The sequence below is a fragment of the Paenibacillus sp. BJ-4 genome (assembly GCF_020404765.1).
In the GTDB taxonomy this organism is placed as follows: Bacteria; Bacillota; Bacilli; order Paenibacillales; family Paenibacillaceae; genus Paenibacillus.
Genome location: NZ_JAIVEM010000188.1, coordinates 79,108 through 92,468 on the forward strand (window position 1 = coordinate 79,108; position 13,361 = coordinate 92,468).

The 13,361-nt window shown below is 47.0% G+C and carries 13 protein-coding genes and 1 pseudogene; 9 read left to right on the forward strand and 5 right to left on the reverse strand.

Annotation, left to right across the window (positions count from 1 at the left end; translation table 11 throughout):
- Positions 1 to 60 precede the first annotated feature (60 nt).
- Positions 61 to 1,353: a hydroxylamine reductase gene (gene hcp, locus LCF57_RS26760; protein WP_226003379.1), complete on the forward strand. Its 1,293-nt coding sequence runs from the start codon at positions 61 to 63 to the stop codon at positions 1,351 to 1,353.
- 64 nt (positions 1,354 to 1,417) lie between these two features.
- Here hcp and LCF57_RS26765 read toward each other — a convergent pair whose 3' ends face one another.
- Entirely contained in the window at positions 1,418 to 1,765 is a 348-nt protein-coding gene (locus LCF57_RS26765) for a helix-turn-helix domain-containing protein (protein WP_226003380.1), read from the reverse strand.
- 299 nt (positions 1,766 to 2,064) lie between these two features.
- On the opposite strand from LCF57_RS26765, the gene LCF57_RS26770 reads away from it, so the two are divergent.
- The 6 genes from LCF57_RS26770 (at position 2,065) to mmsB (ending at position 7,860) form a co-directional block, all read left to right on the forward strand.
- A complete protein-coding gene (locus LCF57_RS26770; protein WP_226003381.1) occupies positions 2,065 to 2,490 on the forward strand; it encodes a hypothetical protein in 426 nt (141 codons plus the stop codon).
- A 19-nt stretch (positions 2,491 to 2,509) separates the two neighbouring features.
- Positions 2,510 to 2,839 carry a nucleoside triphosphate pyrophosphohydrolase gene (locus LCF57_RS26775; RefSeq protein ID WP_226003382.1) on the forward strand — a complete coding sequence of 110 codons (330 nt, stop codon included), beginning with the start codon at positions 2,510 to 2,512 and terminating at the stop codon, positions 2,837 to 2,839.
- Between the two features lie 662 nt (positions 2,840 to 3,501).
- Complete coding sequence (locus LCF57_RS26780; protein ID WP_226003383.1) at positions 3,502 to 3,732, forward strand: isochorismatase family protein; 231 nt, start codon at positions 3,502 to 3,504, stop codon at positions 3,730 to 3,732.
- Positions 3,733 to 4,042: 310 nt separating this feature from the next.
- Positions 4,043 to 5,128: a multiple monosaccharide ABC transporter substrate-binding protein gene (chvE, locus tag LCF57_RS26785; protein WP_318840815.1), complete on the forward strand. Its 1,086-nt coding sequence runs from the start codon at positions 4,043 to 4,045 to the stop codon at positions 5,126 to 5,128.
- A gap of 34 nt (positions 5,129 to 5,162) precedes the next feature.
- The gene (gene mmsA / locus LCF57_RS26790; RefSeq protein ID WP_226003384.1) at positions 5,163 to 6,713 is read left to right on the forward strand and encodes a multiple monosaccharide ABC transporter ATP-binding protein; all 1,551 of its coding nucleotides are present in this window, start codon (positions 5,163 to 5,165) and stop codon (positions 6,711 to 6,713) included.
- Positions 6,697 to 7,860 (forward strand): multiple monosaccharide ABC transporter permease, encoded by a 1,164-nt coding sequence (mmsB, locus tag LCF57_RS26795; RefSeq protein WP_226003385.1) that lies wholly within the window; start codon positions 6,697 to 6,699, stop codon positions 7,858 to 7,860. Before mmsA ends, mmsB begins: the two co-directional genes overlap by 17 nt.
- 93 nt (positions 7,861 to 7,953) lie before the next feature.
- Here the strand turns inward: mmsB and LCF57_RS26800 are convergent.
- Both LCF57_RS26800 and LCF57_RS26805 read right to left on the reverse strand, forming a co-directional pair.
- Positions 7,954 to 8,825, reverse strand: a pseudogene (locus LCF57_RS26800) (SDR family oxidoreductase).
- A gap of 60 nt (positions 8,826 to 8,885) precedes the next feature.
- Positions 8,886 to 9,638: an MBL fold metallo-hydrolase gene (locus LCF57_RS26805; RefSeq protein WP_226003386.1), complete on the reverse strand. Its 753-nt coding sequence runs from the start codon at positions 9,636 to 9,638 to the stop codon at positions 8,886 to 8,888.
- Between the two features lie 161 nt (positions 9,639 to 9,799).
- Between LCF57_RS26805 and LCF57_RS26810 the strand changes: the two genes are divergently transcribed.
- A complete protein-coding gene (locus LCF57_RS26810) occupies positions 9,800 to 10,228 on the forward strand; it encodes an Lrp/AsnC family transcriptional regulator (RefSeq protein ID WP_025716259.1) in 429 nt (142 codons plus the stop codon).
- 56 nt (positions 10,229 to 10,284) lie between these two features.
- Here the strand turns inward: LCF57_RS26810 and LCF57_RS26815 are convergent, their stop codons facing one another.
- The gene (locus LCF57_RS26815; protein WP_226003387.1) at positions 10,285 to 10,803 is read right to left on the reverse strand and encodes a GNAT family N-acetyltransferase; all 519 of its coding nucleotides are present in this window, start codon (positions 10,801 to 10,803) and stop codon (positions 10,285 to 10,287) included.
- A gap of 160 nt (positions 10,804 to 10,963) precedes the next feature.
- On the opposite strand from LCF57_RS26815, the gene LCF57_RS26820 reads away from it, so the two are divergent.
- Complete coding sequence (locus LCF57_RS26820; protein WP_226003388.1) at positions 10,964 to 11,836, forward strand: EcsC family protein; 873 nt, start codon at positions 10,964 to 10,966, stop codon at positions 11,834 to 11,836.
- A gap of 10 nt (positions 11,837 to 11,846) precedes the next feature.
- Here the strand turns inward: LCF57_RS26820 and LCF57_RS26825 are convergent, their stop codons facing one another.
- Entirely contained in the window at positions 11,847 to 13,115 is a 1,269-nt protein-coding gene (locus tag LCF57_RS26825) for an MFS transporter (protein WP_226003389.1), read from the reverse strand.
- Positions 13,116 to 13,361: the final 246 nt, after the last annotated feature.

The window sequence follows — 13,361 nt, forward strand, 5'->3', positions numbered from 1 at the left end:
TGAGGGTCTGTTACGCTGAGGATAACAAACAAATATCATCAATATTTGGAGGACAACAATATGTTTTGTTATCAGTGTGAACAGACGCCGAGTGGCGGGTGTACTGTCGTTGGGGTATGCGGTAAAAATGAAACCATAGCAAGCTTGCAGGATACGATGATTTTTGCCTTAAAAGGGATTGCCGCTTATGCGACCCACGCCAGACAACTGGGCTATACCGATCCCGAAGTGGATCGTATCACGCACGAAGCGTTATATATGACCTTAACCAATTCTAACTTTAATGTACAAGAGCATTTGGAAATGGCGATGAAGGTCGGAAATGCGGCTGTACGGATCATGGATGTGCTGGATCGTGCGCATACGGATCGTTTTGGCATTCCGCAGCCGATTACGGTCAGCCAGAATAAAATCGAAGGTCAATGCATCGTTGTGACCGGACATAATTTATATGCGCTGGAGGAATTGTTGCGGCAGACCGAAGGAAAGGGCATCAACATCTATACCCACTCGGAAATGCTGCCAGCCCACGGTTATCCGGCGTTGAAGAAATATGCACATCTCAAAGGCAATATCGGCAAGGCCTGGTACGATCAACGCAGACTGTTCGAGGAGTTCCCGGGCGCGATTCTTGCCACGACGAACTGTGTCATGCCGATTAAAGGTACGTATGCAGACCGCTTCTTCTCTTATGAAGTAGCCGGGCTGGAGGGTGTTGCCAAAATTGTGAACGACGATTTCTCTCCACTGATTGAGCGCGCTTTGGCACTGCCAGCCGCAGATGTAGAATCTGAACAGGTGCTTACGACAGGATACCATCATGAGACGGTCATCGGACTGGCTCCCGAGATTATTCAGGCGGTTAAAGACGGACATATCCGCCGTTTCTTCGTCATTGCAGGCTGTGATGCACCGGGTAAAGGCGGCAATTATTATCGCGAACTGGCTACATCCTTGCCGAATGATACGGTCATTCTGACCACGTCCTGCGGTAAATTCCGCTTCAATGATGTAGATTACGGTACCGTTGGAGATACCGGCATTCCACGTTATATTGACTTGGGGCAATGCAACAATTCCGGTTCCACGGTGAAAATCGCTTTGGCGCTTGCTGATGCTTTTGGCTGTACAGTGAATGAGCTGCCGGTCAGCATCGTGTTGTCCTGGTTTGAGCAAAAGGCCGTGGCGATCCTGTTAGGCTTGTTCAGCCTTGGCATTCAGGACATCCGCATCGGACCCAAGCCACCGGAGTTTATCTCGTCGGGTGTGTTGGATGTACTTGTCGAGATGTTTGGCTTGAAGCTGATTACTACAGCGGAGGAAGATATGAAGGCAATGCTGGCGTTGTCGTAAGGGGTTAGAGATGAGGAACTGCAAAGCGCAGTTCCTTTTTTGTTATTGCTGACTGTTTTATTATTCAACGTTCATCGAATCTTATAAATATATCCGTAAGAATTTTTAATGCCATTTCCGTATCTTTGGCTTCACGCGTTCTCAGGAGAGTTAAAATATTTTTGATACTCAAATCTTCTTCGGTAAGCTCATCATTTTCCTTCACATATGTAAGTAATTGATAAACGCTCACGTTCAATGCCATCGCTATTTTCTCTAGATTTTTCAAAGATATATTTCTCTCTGCACGCTCGATAAAACCGATATAACTCGAATTGAATCCTGCTTTTTCGGCTAAAGCTTCTTGAGAAAGCCCTTTGGATTTCCGAATATCGCGAATACGTGTACCGACTAATTCTAGAAGTTCAGACATGATTACACCTCTCTTTAGTTAGAAGTGTAGAGAAAGTATTACATGTAATTAATAACTCTTAGTAAGTAAATTGATTTAAATACTACTATGTAGTAATATTTTTTTATAAAGCTTTTCCGATTAGCTAGAAAATTATACATTTTAATGGTTCATAACTATGCTATGTTGCTCACAGTGTTTATGAATTTATATTCAGGAGTTGATTCTGCATGAAAAATTACTCCTTAAGCCCGCGCTTACATAGTGATTCAGATTTCACATTCCCCACATACAGCGACTCCAACATATTGAATTGCATCATGGATTTTCAAAAGCTTGCCCAATATCAAATACAGCTTGCACAGATGATGCGCAATCATAATCAGTTTCATAACTGCCTCGTTCTTTGTGATCGAGCGATGTTTTCTATGGCGAAGGCCATTTATGTTCATCGAAATCAGGTCATTCCTTCATCCTTTAACCTATCCGTAACCGATCTGCTCAGGTTAATCCACAAGAATGCTGAGTCGAGTTTAGATATCGTGCTGTTTATGAGTACAGTCCATTATCTTATTTCCCGAGAGGAATGTGCATCTAAAGGGACGATGAAGCCGGAGGAAGTAGACAAGCTGCTTTATAGAACAGATCATATTCTAAAGCGTTTATCACGAAGAATGGTAGCTGATCCAGCTATGCAGTATAATAGCGAAAAGGGAGATATTGGTTACGGATTAAAGACTCCATAGCAGAAAGGGTGCATTTCATATGCGTACATATAACAAGCTGGTACGTGATAAGATCCCGAACCTGATTACAGCTCAGGGCAAGGAATGCAGCACACGCATCTTGGACCCGGAGGAATATAAACAGGCGCTTCGAACGAAGCTTCGTGAAGAAGCGGAGGAATATTTTGAAGCGGAAAAAGATCAGGATGCGCTGGAAGAACTGGCGGATATGCTGGAAGTCATCCAGGCGCTGGCAGAAGTACATGGAGCGAATGCGGCAGAACTGGACAAGCTAAGAGCAGGCAAAGCCGAGGCCCGAGGTGGCTTTCAGGAGCGGGTGTTTTTAATCGATGTCGATGAATATCAATAAGCTTTTCTTTCACATTCACTACTGTAATGTCAGTAAATTTAAGGAAACTGGAAGATACCCCAGAAAACTCACGAGAACCCTCTCACATCATGAGTCGTAGGCTGCATGGGGTTTGCAAATAATGTATATGTATTGATCGGGCTCCGAATACTGCAAGGTGCTATCACAGGTATAGCACAGCTTGTACTATATTGATTACAACCCAGACGGACAAGGAACACGCGGGCTGGGCCTTGGGTACACTTTCAACAGCCAATATTGCCGGTTCTTTGCTTGGACCTACAATCGGCGGGTTTATAGCAGAACATTTTGGATTACAAGATTCATTTTTTATCAGGTGTGTTGCTGCTGATTGCCTTTTTGACTACCCTTTTATTTGTAAAGGAAACGTTTGTCCGTGAGCACCAAAAAACACTTGGTATTAAGGAAATATGGCGCATTATTCCTGAAAAGAGTTTGACGATTACGATGTTTGTCACTTTTTTTGTATTAACAGTGGCGTTATATTCGGTAGAACCCATCATAACCGTATATATAACGGAATTATCCGGCAATACCGGTCATATCGCTTTGTTAGCTGGATTGGCCTTCTCGGCATCGGGGCTGGCGAATATATCATTACCAAGCGTTAATGGGGTGCATTCTTTGGTACTGATCTTGACTTGCAGCTGCGTCGTCGTGGAATTGATACCATTGTACTTTGTGGTATTTCTACCTCTCATTGGCGTGGATACTACAGCAAGAGAGGCTACCAGCTTGGATATCATCAGATTTTTGTGGAGGATGCCATGACAGCTTCGACGAACGAGGAGCACGATTATGTTTGTAAATACATCTTTCCGAGAATCGGCCGGATTCGGTCAACTGAAGAAGTCACTTTGTCATTAAGATAAAATAGAAAAGGAAGGAATAAAAGAGCTTTATCAGATCTAACCTGGTAAAGTTCTTTTATTTGCCTGCATTTCATACCATGGTCCACCCTAACCAATCCATCCCTTCTCATCCCACACAAAGGTTAAAATTTTATAAAAAAAGTTCAAAACCAGCAAAGACCTTTCCCGGGCTGGAATGATACCATGTGGTTGCACATAAGAAAAGGAGAGGTGTTCGTCGCCACTCTATTGTAAGCGCTATCTAATTTATGCTCTAATCAGCACTTACCTTCAAAATGACCCGCATCACATGAGGAAAGGGGAGCTTCACATGAAAAAAGGAGCTGTCGCTATATGGCTTCTGGTTTTAGCCTTAATGCTTTCGGCCTGTAATTTGGCGGAGAGTGGAACGGGCAGCAAGGAAAAGGGCTATGTGGGTATTTCCATGCCGACCAAATCGTCCGAGCGTTGGGTAGGAGACGGGGAGAATATGGTCCGGCTGTTTCAGGAGCAAGGCTATAAAACGGATTTACAGTATGCCGAGGATGTGGTGGAAAACCAAATCTCTCAAATCGAAAATATGATCACCAAGGGTGTCAATGTTATGGTCATCGCTTCGGTGGACGGAAACACGCTGACGGACGTCATCCAGAAGGCACATGACCGGGGGATTCAAGTGATTTCCTATGACCGTCTGATTCGGAACACACCGTATCTGACGTACTATGCAACCTTCGACAACTTTAAAGTGGGCGTGCTGCAGGCGGCGTATATTGAGAAGAAGCTGGGACTCAAGGAAGGCAAAGGCCCCTTCAATATAGAGCTGTTCGGTGGTTCGCCGGATGACAATAACGCTTATTTCTTCTTTAACGGTGCGATGTCGGTCCTCAAGCCATATATCGATTCAGGCAAATTGGTGGTACGCAGCAAGCAGATGACGATGGCGCAAATCGCTACGCTGCGATGGGATGGAGCCTTGGCCCAGTCGCGGATGGATAATCTGCTGAGTGCTTACTATTCGGGGGCCAATCTGGACGCGGTGTTATCTCCTTATGACGGAATTAGCATTGGGATTATTTCATCGCTCAAAGGGGTTGGCTACGGATCAGCGAACAAGCCGCTGCCGATCATTACGGGGCAGGATGCGGAGCTGGCTTCGATCAAGTCGATTGTGGCTGGAGAGCAGACGCAAACCATATTCAAGGATACCCGCAAGCTGGCTGAGCAGACGGTTGTGATGGCCAACAGTATTTTACAGGGCAAGCAGGCGGAAGTGAATGACACTAAATCATATAACAATGGGAAAAAGATAGTTCCTGCTTATTTGCTTGATCCGATCTCGGTGGATCGCACGAATGTCGAAAAGGATATTGTCGGCAGCCATTATTACACCAAAGAGCAAATTGGACTGAAATAAGAGCAGGCCATCTAAAGCGAAAGGAGCGTATCCCATGACTGGAATCATATTGGAAATGAAGGGAATTACCAAAACCTTTCCCGGCGTGAAGGCATTGGAAAATGTAAATCTCAAGGTCAAGGAAGGCGAAATCCATTCCCTGTGCGGTGAGAACGGTGCGGGCAAATCGACGCTGATGAAGGTACTGAGCGGTGTATATCCGCATGGAACCTACGAAGGAGATATTGTTTTTCAGGGAAAAACGTGCGAGTTCAAGGATATCAAGCAAAGCGAGGAATTGGGTATCGTTATTATCCACCAGGAGCTGGCACTCATCCCGTATCTGTCGATTGCAGAAAATATTTACCTGGGCAACGAACGCGCCAGTGGCGGCGTGATTAATTGGAAAGAGACCTTTGTGGGTACACGCGATCTACTGTCCAAGGTCGGTTTGAGCGAAAATCCCAATACACTCGTTACGAATATCGGGGTCGGGAAGCAGCAACTGGTCGAAATTGCGAAAGCGCTTTCTAAAAAGGTAAAGCTGCTCATTCTCGATGAACCCACGGCGGCACTGAATGAGGATGATAGCGAAAATTTGCTTAATTTGATGCTGGAATTTAAGAAACAGGGCATTTCCTGTATTCTGATCTCCCACAAGCTGAATGAGGTCGCGAAGGTATCGGATTCCATCACGATTTTACGGGACGGAAAGACGATTGAGACGCTGGATATGAAAAAGGATGAGGTCACCGAGGACCGGATTATTAGCGGGATGGTTGGACGCGATCTGACCAGCCGTTATCCGGAGCGCCATGCAGAGATCGGCAAAGTCATTTTGGAAGTGAAGGATTGGACGGTCTACCACGAGCATCATGCGGAACGCAAGGTGCTGGATCAGGTGAACTTGAACATTCGGCGCGGTGAGATTGTCGGTATTGCCGGGTTGATGGGGGCGGGACGGACGGAGCTGGCGATGAGCATTTTTGGCAAGTCGTACGGACGCAACATTTCCGGTCAACTGATTAAAGACGGCAAGCCGATCCAGAATAACACGGTAACGGACGCGATTAACAATGGATTTGCGTATGTGACGGAGGATCGCAAGGAATATGGTCTGATTCTGATGGATGATATCAAGCGCAATATTTCGCTGACCGGCCTGAACAAGCTGACGAAGGGCGCTGTCGTCAATGAGCAGGAGGAAGTCGTCGTTGCTGAGGATATGAAAAAGAGCATGAACATCAAAGCGCCGAGCATTTTACAAAAAACAGGCAATCTGAGCGGTGGCAATCAGCAGAAGGTGGTGCTGAGCAAATGGATTTTTGCCGGGCCGGATATTCTGATCCTCGATGAGCCGACGCGCGGCATTGATGTGGGTGCCAAATATGAAATTTATACGATTATTCACCGACTTGCCGCTGAAGGCAAGGGCGTGCTGGTCATTTCATCTGAGCTGCCAGAGGTTCTAGGCTTGTGTGACCGGATTTATGTCATGAATGCCGGGCGGATCACCGGAGAAGTTAGCCGTGAGGACGCGTCGCAGGAAACGTTGATGAGATATATGACCAAGTCAGGAGGCGTGAAGCATGGAAACCATAGCTAAACTATTTAAAAATAACATCCGCCAATATGGCATGATGATTGCGCTGGTCGTCATTATGATCTTGTTCGAGGTGCTGACAGGCGGCCTGCTGTTGAAGCCGATTAATATTACGAATCTGATTCTGCAAAATAGCTACATTCTTGTGCTGGCCATCGGGATGGTGCTGGTTATCATCACTGGACATATTGATTTGTCTGTCGGCTCAATAGCCGCTTTTGTTGGCGCGGTTTCAGCCATTATGATGGTCGATTGGCAGCTTCCAGCGTGGATCGCTGTGATTGCATCTTTGCTGGTCGGGGCGTTAATTGGCGCATGGCAAGGGTTCTGGGTCGCTTATGTACGGATTCCAGCGTTTATCGTAACATTGGCAGGGATGCTACTCTTTCGCGGATTAACGATGATTGTGTTGGAAGGCCAATCCATCTCTCCTTTTCCGGGGGGCTTCCAAAAAATCAGTTCAGGCTTTCTGCCGGATTTTGCATCCTCCGGTTACAATCTGGTATCCATCATTATCGGCATCGCGCTCACGGTTTGGTTTATCGTTAATGAGTTTCGCGAGCGCCGTTCCCAGCTTAAATACGGTTTTGAGGTTCCGTCACAGACTTTATTTGTACTCAAGCTGATTGTGGTGGCTGCTATCATCAATCTGTTCACCTTTATGCTCGCAAGTTATGCAGGAATCCCGAACATTCTCGTATTGCTGTTCATTCTGATTGTCGTTTATTCCTTCGTGATGAATCGCACGGTTATGGGTCGTCATGTGTATGCGCTGGGTGGGAATGAAAAGGCGGCGGGTCTGTCCGGTGTCAAAACGAAAAAAGTAACGTTTTGGGTATTCGTGAACATGGGCGTGCTGGCCGCCATTTCCGGTCTGATCTTTGCTGCACGTCTGAACGCGGCTACGCCGAGAGCAGGTACGAACTTTGAGTTGGATGCCATCGCAGCTTGCTTTATCGGCGGTGCTTCGGCATCCGGCGGGATCGGGACCGTTTTTGGAGCCATTATCGGTGGTTTGGTCATGGGCGTACTGAATAACGGCATGTCTCTGATCGGTCTGGGTATTGACTGGCAGCAAGGGATCAAGGGCTTGGTGCTGCTGCTGGCGGTTGCCTTCGATATATACAACAAAAACAAAAGATCGGCTTAGAATTCCATGTCTGGCTATCGCTAAGGTTCATATGTAAACGGATAAAAGGAACCTCCAGTCCCACTCGAAATGTGGATACTGGAGGTTCCTTGTTTAGGTCGTTACCATTTGTCCGCCATTGACATGCAGCGTTTGGCCTGTAATGTAGGAGCCGTCATCCGAAGCCAGCAGCACATAGGCAGGGGCCAATTCATAAGGCTGCCCGGCACGCTTCATCGGCGTATTGGTGCCAAAGGTGCGAATCACCTCAGGCGGCTGTGTGGCTGCATTCAGCGGAGTCCAGAAGGGACCAGGAGCAATGGCGTTCACACGGATACCGTAATCGACCAGATGATTAGCCAGAGCACGGGTGAAGCTGACAATGGCTCCTTTGGTAGCTGAATAGTCAATCAGATTTTTGTTACCAAGATAGGCTGTAACCGAAGCTGTATTGACAATGCTTCTGTGGTCATATGAAAGAAGGAAATAATATTCGTGTCAAATGTATCACGAAGCTGCTGTTCACTGATATCCAGATACGATTCGCGTACAAACTGAACCCCCATGTTATTAATGAGGATGTCAATACGGCCGAAGGTTTCCATCGTTTTTTGGACAACCAGGCAGCAGTTGCTTTTTTGCCTCAGATCGCCCGGAATTAACAAACAACGTCTGCCGAGTTTGTGAATAATATCGCGGGTTTCCATCGCATCCCGATGTTCATCGAGATAGGCAATGACCAGATCGGCCCCTTCCTTGGCAAAAGCCACAGCAACCGCACGACCAATACCACTGTCACCGCCGCTAATAATAGCTACCCGATCCTGAAGCTTTCCCGTGCCGATATATTTTGGATTATCAAAAATAGGGCGTGGAACCATCAGATACTCCAACCCCGGCTGTCTGTATTGATGCTGGGGAGGAAAAGTAATCGGTACTTCTTTACACTGGGTTTCTGTACCGTAATAAGGATATTGCAAATTCATTGTTGATCCCTCTTTAGGCGTTTTGAAACCCAATATATTCGAAATGGGCGCAAACGGTGACTATCCTGAAATCGTCGCTCCATCCGCCGGAATATGGACACGCTGCCCCAAACCTTCACGGTTGATATGTTCCGAAAGCTCGGAGCGAGATAGCAGACAATGATTGATCGCTTCCATGTGAATAGCCACGATTTGTGTGTAAGGGGCGTGCTGCGCTACCACCGTCACATCCTGGGCAGTCATAATAATGGGGTCACCTACCGTAAACCGTGCTCCTCCAGCATTCACAATCGTCCAGTCAGGACGGTATTTGTCGAGTGTTTCCGCGACTTCACTGCACCAGATCGTATCTCCGGCCGCATAGACGACAGGCTCACCTGGAGCTTGAAACACAAAGCCTGACACTTGGCCCATCTGTTCCCCGATTTCTCCAGTACCGTGATGTCCGGTTGTGCGGATAATCTCAATTTCTCTCATAGACCCAACCACCCAAATCGGATTCACCTGTGTAAAACCGTCAGCAGCAATTTGCTCTTCATTACCGGGCTGACAGAAGACGGGAATTTGCTTGTCCAGCCATTGTACAGCCGCCGGGTCCCAATGATCCGGGTGCAAATGCGTAACGATCACAACGTCTGGCTGTCCGAGCGTTTCCCATTGTGGAGGCAAAGGAACTAGCGGATTTCGACGATCATTCTCCGTATTTGGAACAGGTGGATTTACACCAGGCTCGCTCAGCATCGGGTCGATCAGAAATTTTACCCCACCATATTCCAGCCATAGGGTTGCATTGCGGATCAGTGTGATTTTCATATATGGATAGCTCCTTTTGTATAATCGAAAGAATTTTTTAGCCGGATATATTCGGCAGTTCGTTGTTTCTGTTACAATCATATCTGACGCAAAAGATGCAGGCTATGGCCTGTTGAAAGGAAAACAAGCATTCTCGTTTCATGATGAAAGGAAAAATGGCTATGGAACTATTTGTGCCTGATGAGATCGACCTGCGCATTCTTCATCATCTGATTGAAGACAGCTCTTTATCGCACAAGGAGATTGGTCTGCTCGTTCATCTTACCGGTCAAGCGGTAGGAGCGCGTGTTCGAAAAATGCAGGATGCGGGCATCATCGAAGGCTATACGCTACGCTGGAACCCTGAAAAAATTGGGCAGACTATTCATGCCTTTATTACGGTATTTTTGAATTCAGGAACCGTTCATAGTGCTTTTCTGGCTTTTGCTCGGAAGCATCCCTCTATTGTTGAGATTCATCGGGTTAGTGGGGAGGGCTGTTACTGGATGCGCTTGCGCATGTCGTCACAGTCAGAGCTTAATACCATGCTGGATGAATTGACGCAGTACGGCAATTACAAGCTAAGCTTTTCGTTAGGAGAAATCGAATGATAAAAACTCCCGGTGCTAGCACCGAGAGTTTTTTGTTTGGTGAGGGCGCATAGAGGTTAGCGATGCAGACTCATTTTCAAAATATGCTGCATTCCATGAGGCCCCATCTTGGTGTCCCCCTCATCTTGAAAGCCACACGTGAGATAGAGCTTTTGAGCAGGCCGGTTGCGGGTATTGACCCCCAGTACAACTTCACGAACATTTGGAAAGTGCTTGAGAATAAATTGGGGCAGCTGCAGCAGCCCATGTTTAGCGTACCCTTGTCCTTGATCTGCGTAATGAATAGAGAAAGCACGCAGCAGCAGAGCCTCGGAAGTATTCGTATAATCCGCTAGATCGTCTCCATCGTATAAAATGAAAAATCCAACAGGTCTTCCGTTAGCCGTAATGACGACAGGATGACGGTGGGGATCCTGCTTGGCCAGTGCCAGCATTTCATCCGGCATTCCGGTAAACTGCTGCTGATCCTCAGGCAGATAAAACGTATGTAAAATGGCATCATGCTTACAATGGTAGGGGACAAGCTCTACGTCAGTGATAGAAGCAGCCTGTGAGGTGTATGTGGATTTATTCATGGTTACACTCCGATCCGTACGTATATTTAACATACTATAACATCTCATTCGCTATATAAGCTAAACTTAAAAAATGTACAAAAAGAGAAACCTGAACTCACCTTACTTACGTATAACCCATACATAAACAAGCATGGTTAAAAAGGAGACGTGTACTTCTATGAAGCAGGTTGCACCATATCGTGAAGATCAGGACCAATTGCGTCATGAGCTAAATAATATTGAGGCGTGGGAGAAAGAGCAGAAGGACATTTTTTTCTGGGAAAAAATCGGCAGATGGCCATTTATGCTACTGGATCGGCTGACACCTAAAATCATTAAAGACAAGCTGGAGCAATTGCTTAATGAACTGGGAAGCTTCATTCAAAACGGTGGCAAATATTTGGTGAAAGAAGAAACCGTTCTAAACAAGCTGGAACAAACGGCTCGTGAATATATTATTCGGCAAAATGGTACTGATTCGGACCGCAGCCCTGAACCGGCATGGGGGCTCAAGCAGGCGGCTGAGCTGCCGCTCACGATCATGGATCAGACCGCTGACGATATGATATCCGGTCGTATTACCTTTGCCACCGCTCAGGGAGCAACGACAGGGATTGGCGGTGTGTTTACCATCGCGGCGGATATTCCCATTTTGCTCGGCTTGTCGCTCAAAGTACTTCAGGAAATGGCGTTGTGCTACGGCTTCAATCCCGATGATAAGCAGGAACGCATATTTATCATTAAGTGTATGCAATTCGCTTCATCCGATATTGTAGGCAAAAAGGCTGTGCTGGAGGAACTGGCCTTGTTTGATGCCCCTTCACGCCAGGCACAGGTATTTTCCCAAATGCAGGGGTGGAGAGAAGTCGTGAATACGTATCGAGACCAGTTTGGATGGAAAAAGCTGCTCCAGCTGGTCCCGATTGCGGGCATTTTGTTCGGTTCCATCGCCAATCGAAGCGCCATTCGTGACGTCGCTGAGGCGGGTAAAATGCTATACAAAAAGCGTCGTATTCTGATGCGTTTGGCTGAAGCAGAAAATGAATCGTGATATATACCTGTTATACTTCGGCTCCATTTTCTTCGGCCCAGCGGTTCAGGGTTTTATCTGTAGGAAGCAGGAAGGTCAAAATGCCGAGCAGCGGCAAAAAGCCACACAGGAACATGATGTTCGTGATGCCTACTTTGTCGATCCAGTTGCCGAGCACCAGCGCTCCCACTCCGCCAAGACCAAAAGCGAGGCCTGTGATCAGACCGGACACCGTTCCGATTTTGCCAGGCACGAGCATCTGCGCGTATACAACGGTAATGGAGAAACTCGACAGCATGATAAAACCGATTATTGGCAGCAGGATAGCAGTCCAGAATTGGTTGGCATAAGGCAGCAATAGTGCAAGTGGCGCGGCCAATACCATGGACAGGAATATCATATTCCGTTTACCAAAACGATCCGCCAGTGGGCCGCCAAAGAAGGTGCCTAGCGCACCAGCTCCAAGGAACAGGAAAATGTACAGTTGTGCATCAGCCAGTGGCATTTTAAACACTTCCATCAGGTAAAACGAATAATAGCTTCCGACCGAGGTCGAGTACCATGAACGGACGAATACCAGTAGAATGAGAACAATCATGGCAAACATAATGCGGTTGCGTACTTGGGGTTTCATACGGCGTGTCACCGCTTTTTTGCGTGCAACGCCTTCTGTACGCAGGACGTTACCATACCAGCGGGCGATGAATGACTGCACCACAATCCCGGCTGCAGCAATACCTGTGAACCAGATGGCGCCAAATTGCCCTAACGGGATAAAAATCCAGCTTGTAAGCATCGGTGCCAGTGACTGGCCCGCGTTGCCGCCAACCTGGAAAATGGATTGGGCCAGCCCACGGCGTGATCCGGCCGCCATATGGGATACTCGCGAGCCTTCCGGGTGAAAGGCGGCTGATCCCAGACCAACGAAGATCACCGCGAGCAGCACCGCTTTATAATCCACAGCATAGGCAAGGAGCAGCATACCTGTCAGCGTAAAGCCCATACCGATGGGAAGGATAGCGGGCGTAGGTCTCTTGTCTGAAAACAGGCCGATCACGGGCTGCATGATGGAAGCTGTAAAATTAATGGCGAAAGAAATCCAGCCGATCTGCGTGTAGTTCAGGCGCATGGACTCCTTCAAAATCGGAAAGATCGCAGGAATGACCGATTGAATCGAGTCATTAAACAGATGGACGAAGCTGATCGCAATCAGAATCGCAAAAACGGTGCCCTTCGCTTGTGGCCCCTGAAGCGGGAGCGATTGGCCCGTTTCTTTTTTTACTGCAGATTTAGTAGTCATGGCAACCTCCGGTTATGTATGTACATTTTAAGATATAGGAAGCGATCCGTTTGCAGCAAATGGCTGAAAGTGGAATAAAGCCTGCCTTTACTCGGTGCTGCTAACCCATACTGCTGCATACTCGTTATTGCTTGTTTTAGTTCGGAATTTTGTTAGCGTATCATGGAAATCCAAATGTTAATCATTTTAGAAACCGATATATATATGAGCATTTTACATAAATCTCAAGAGCGATTTCCGATTAGC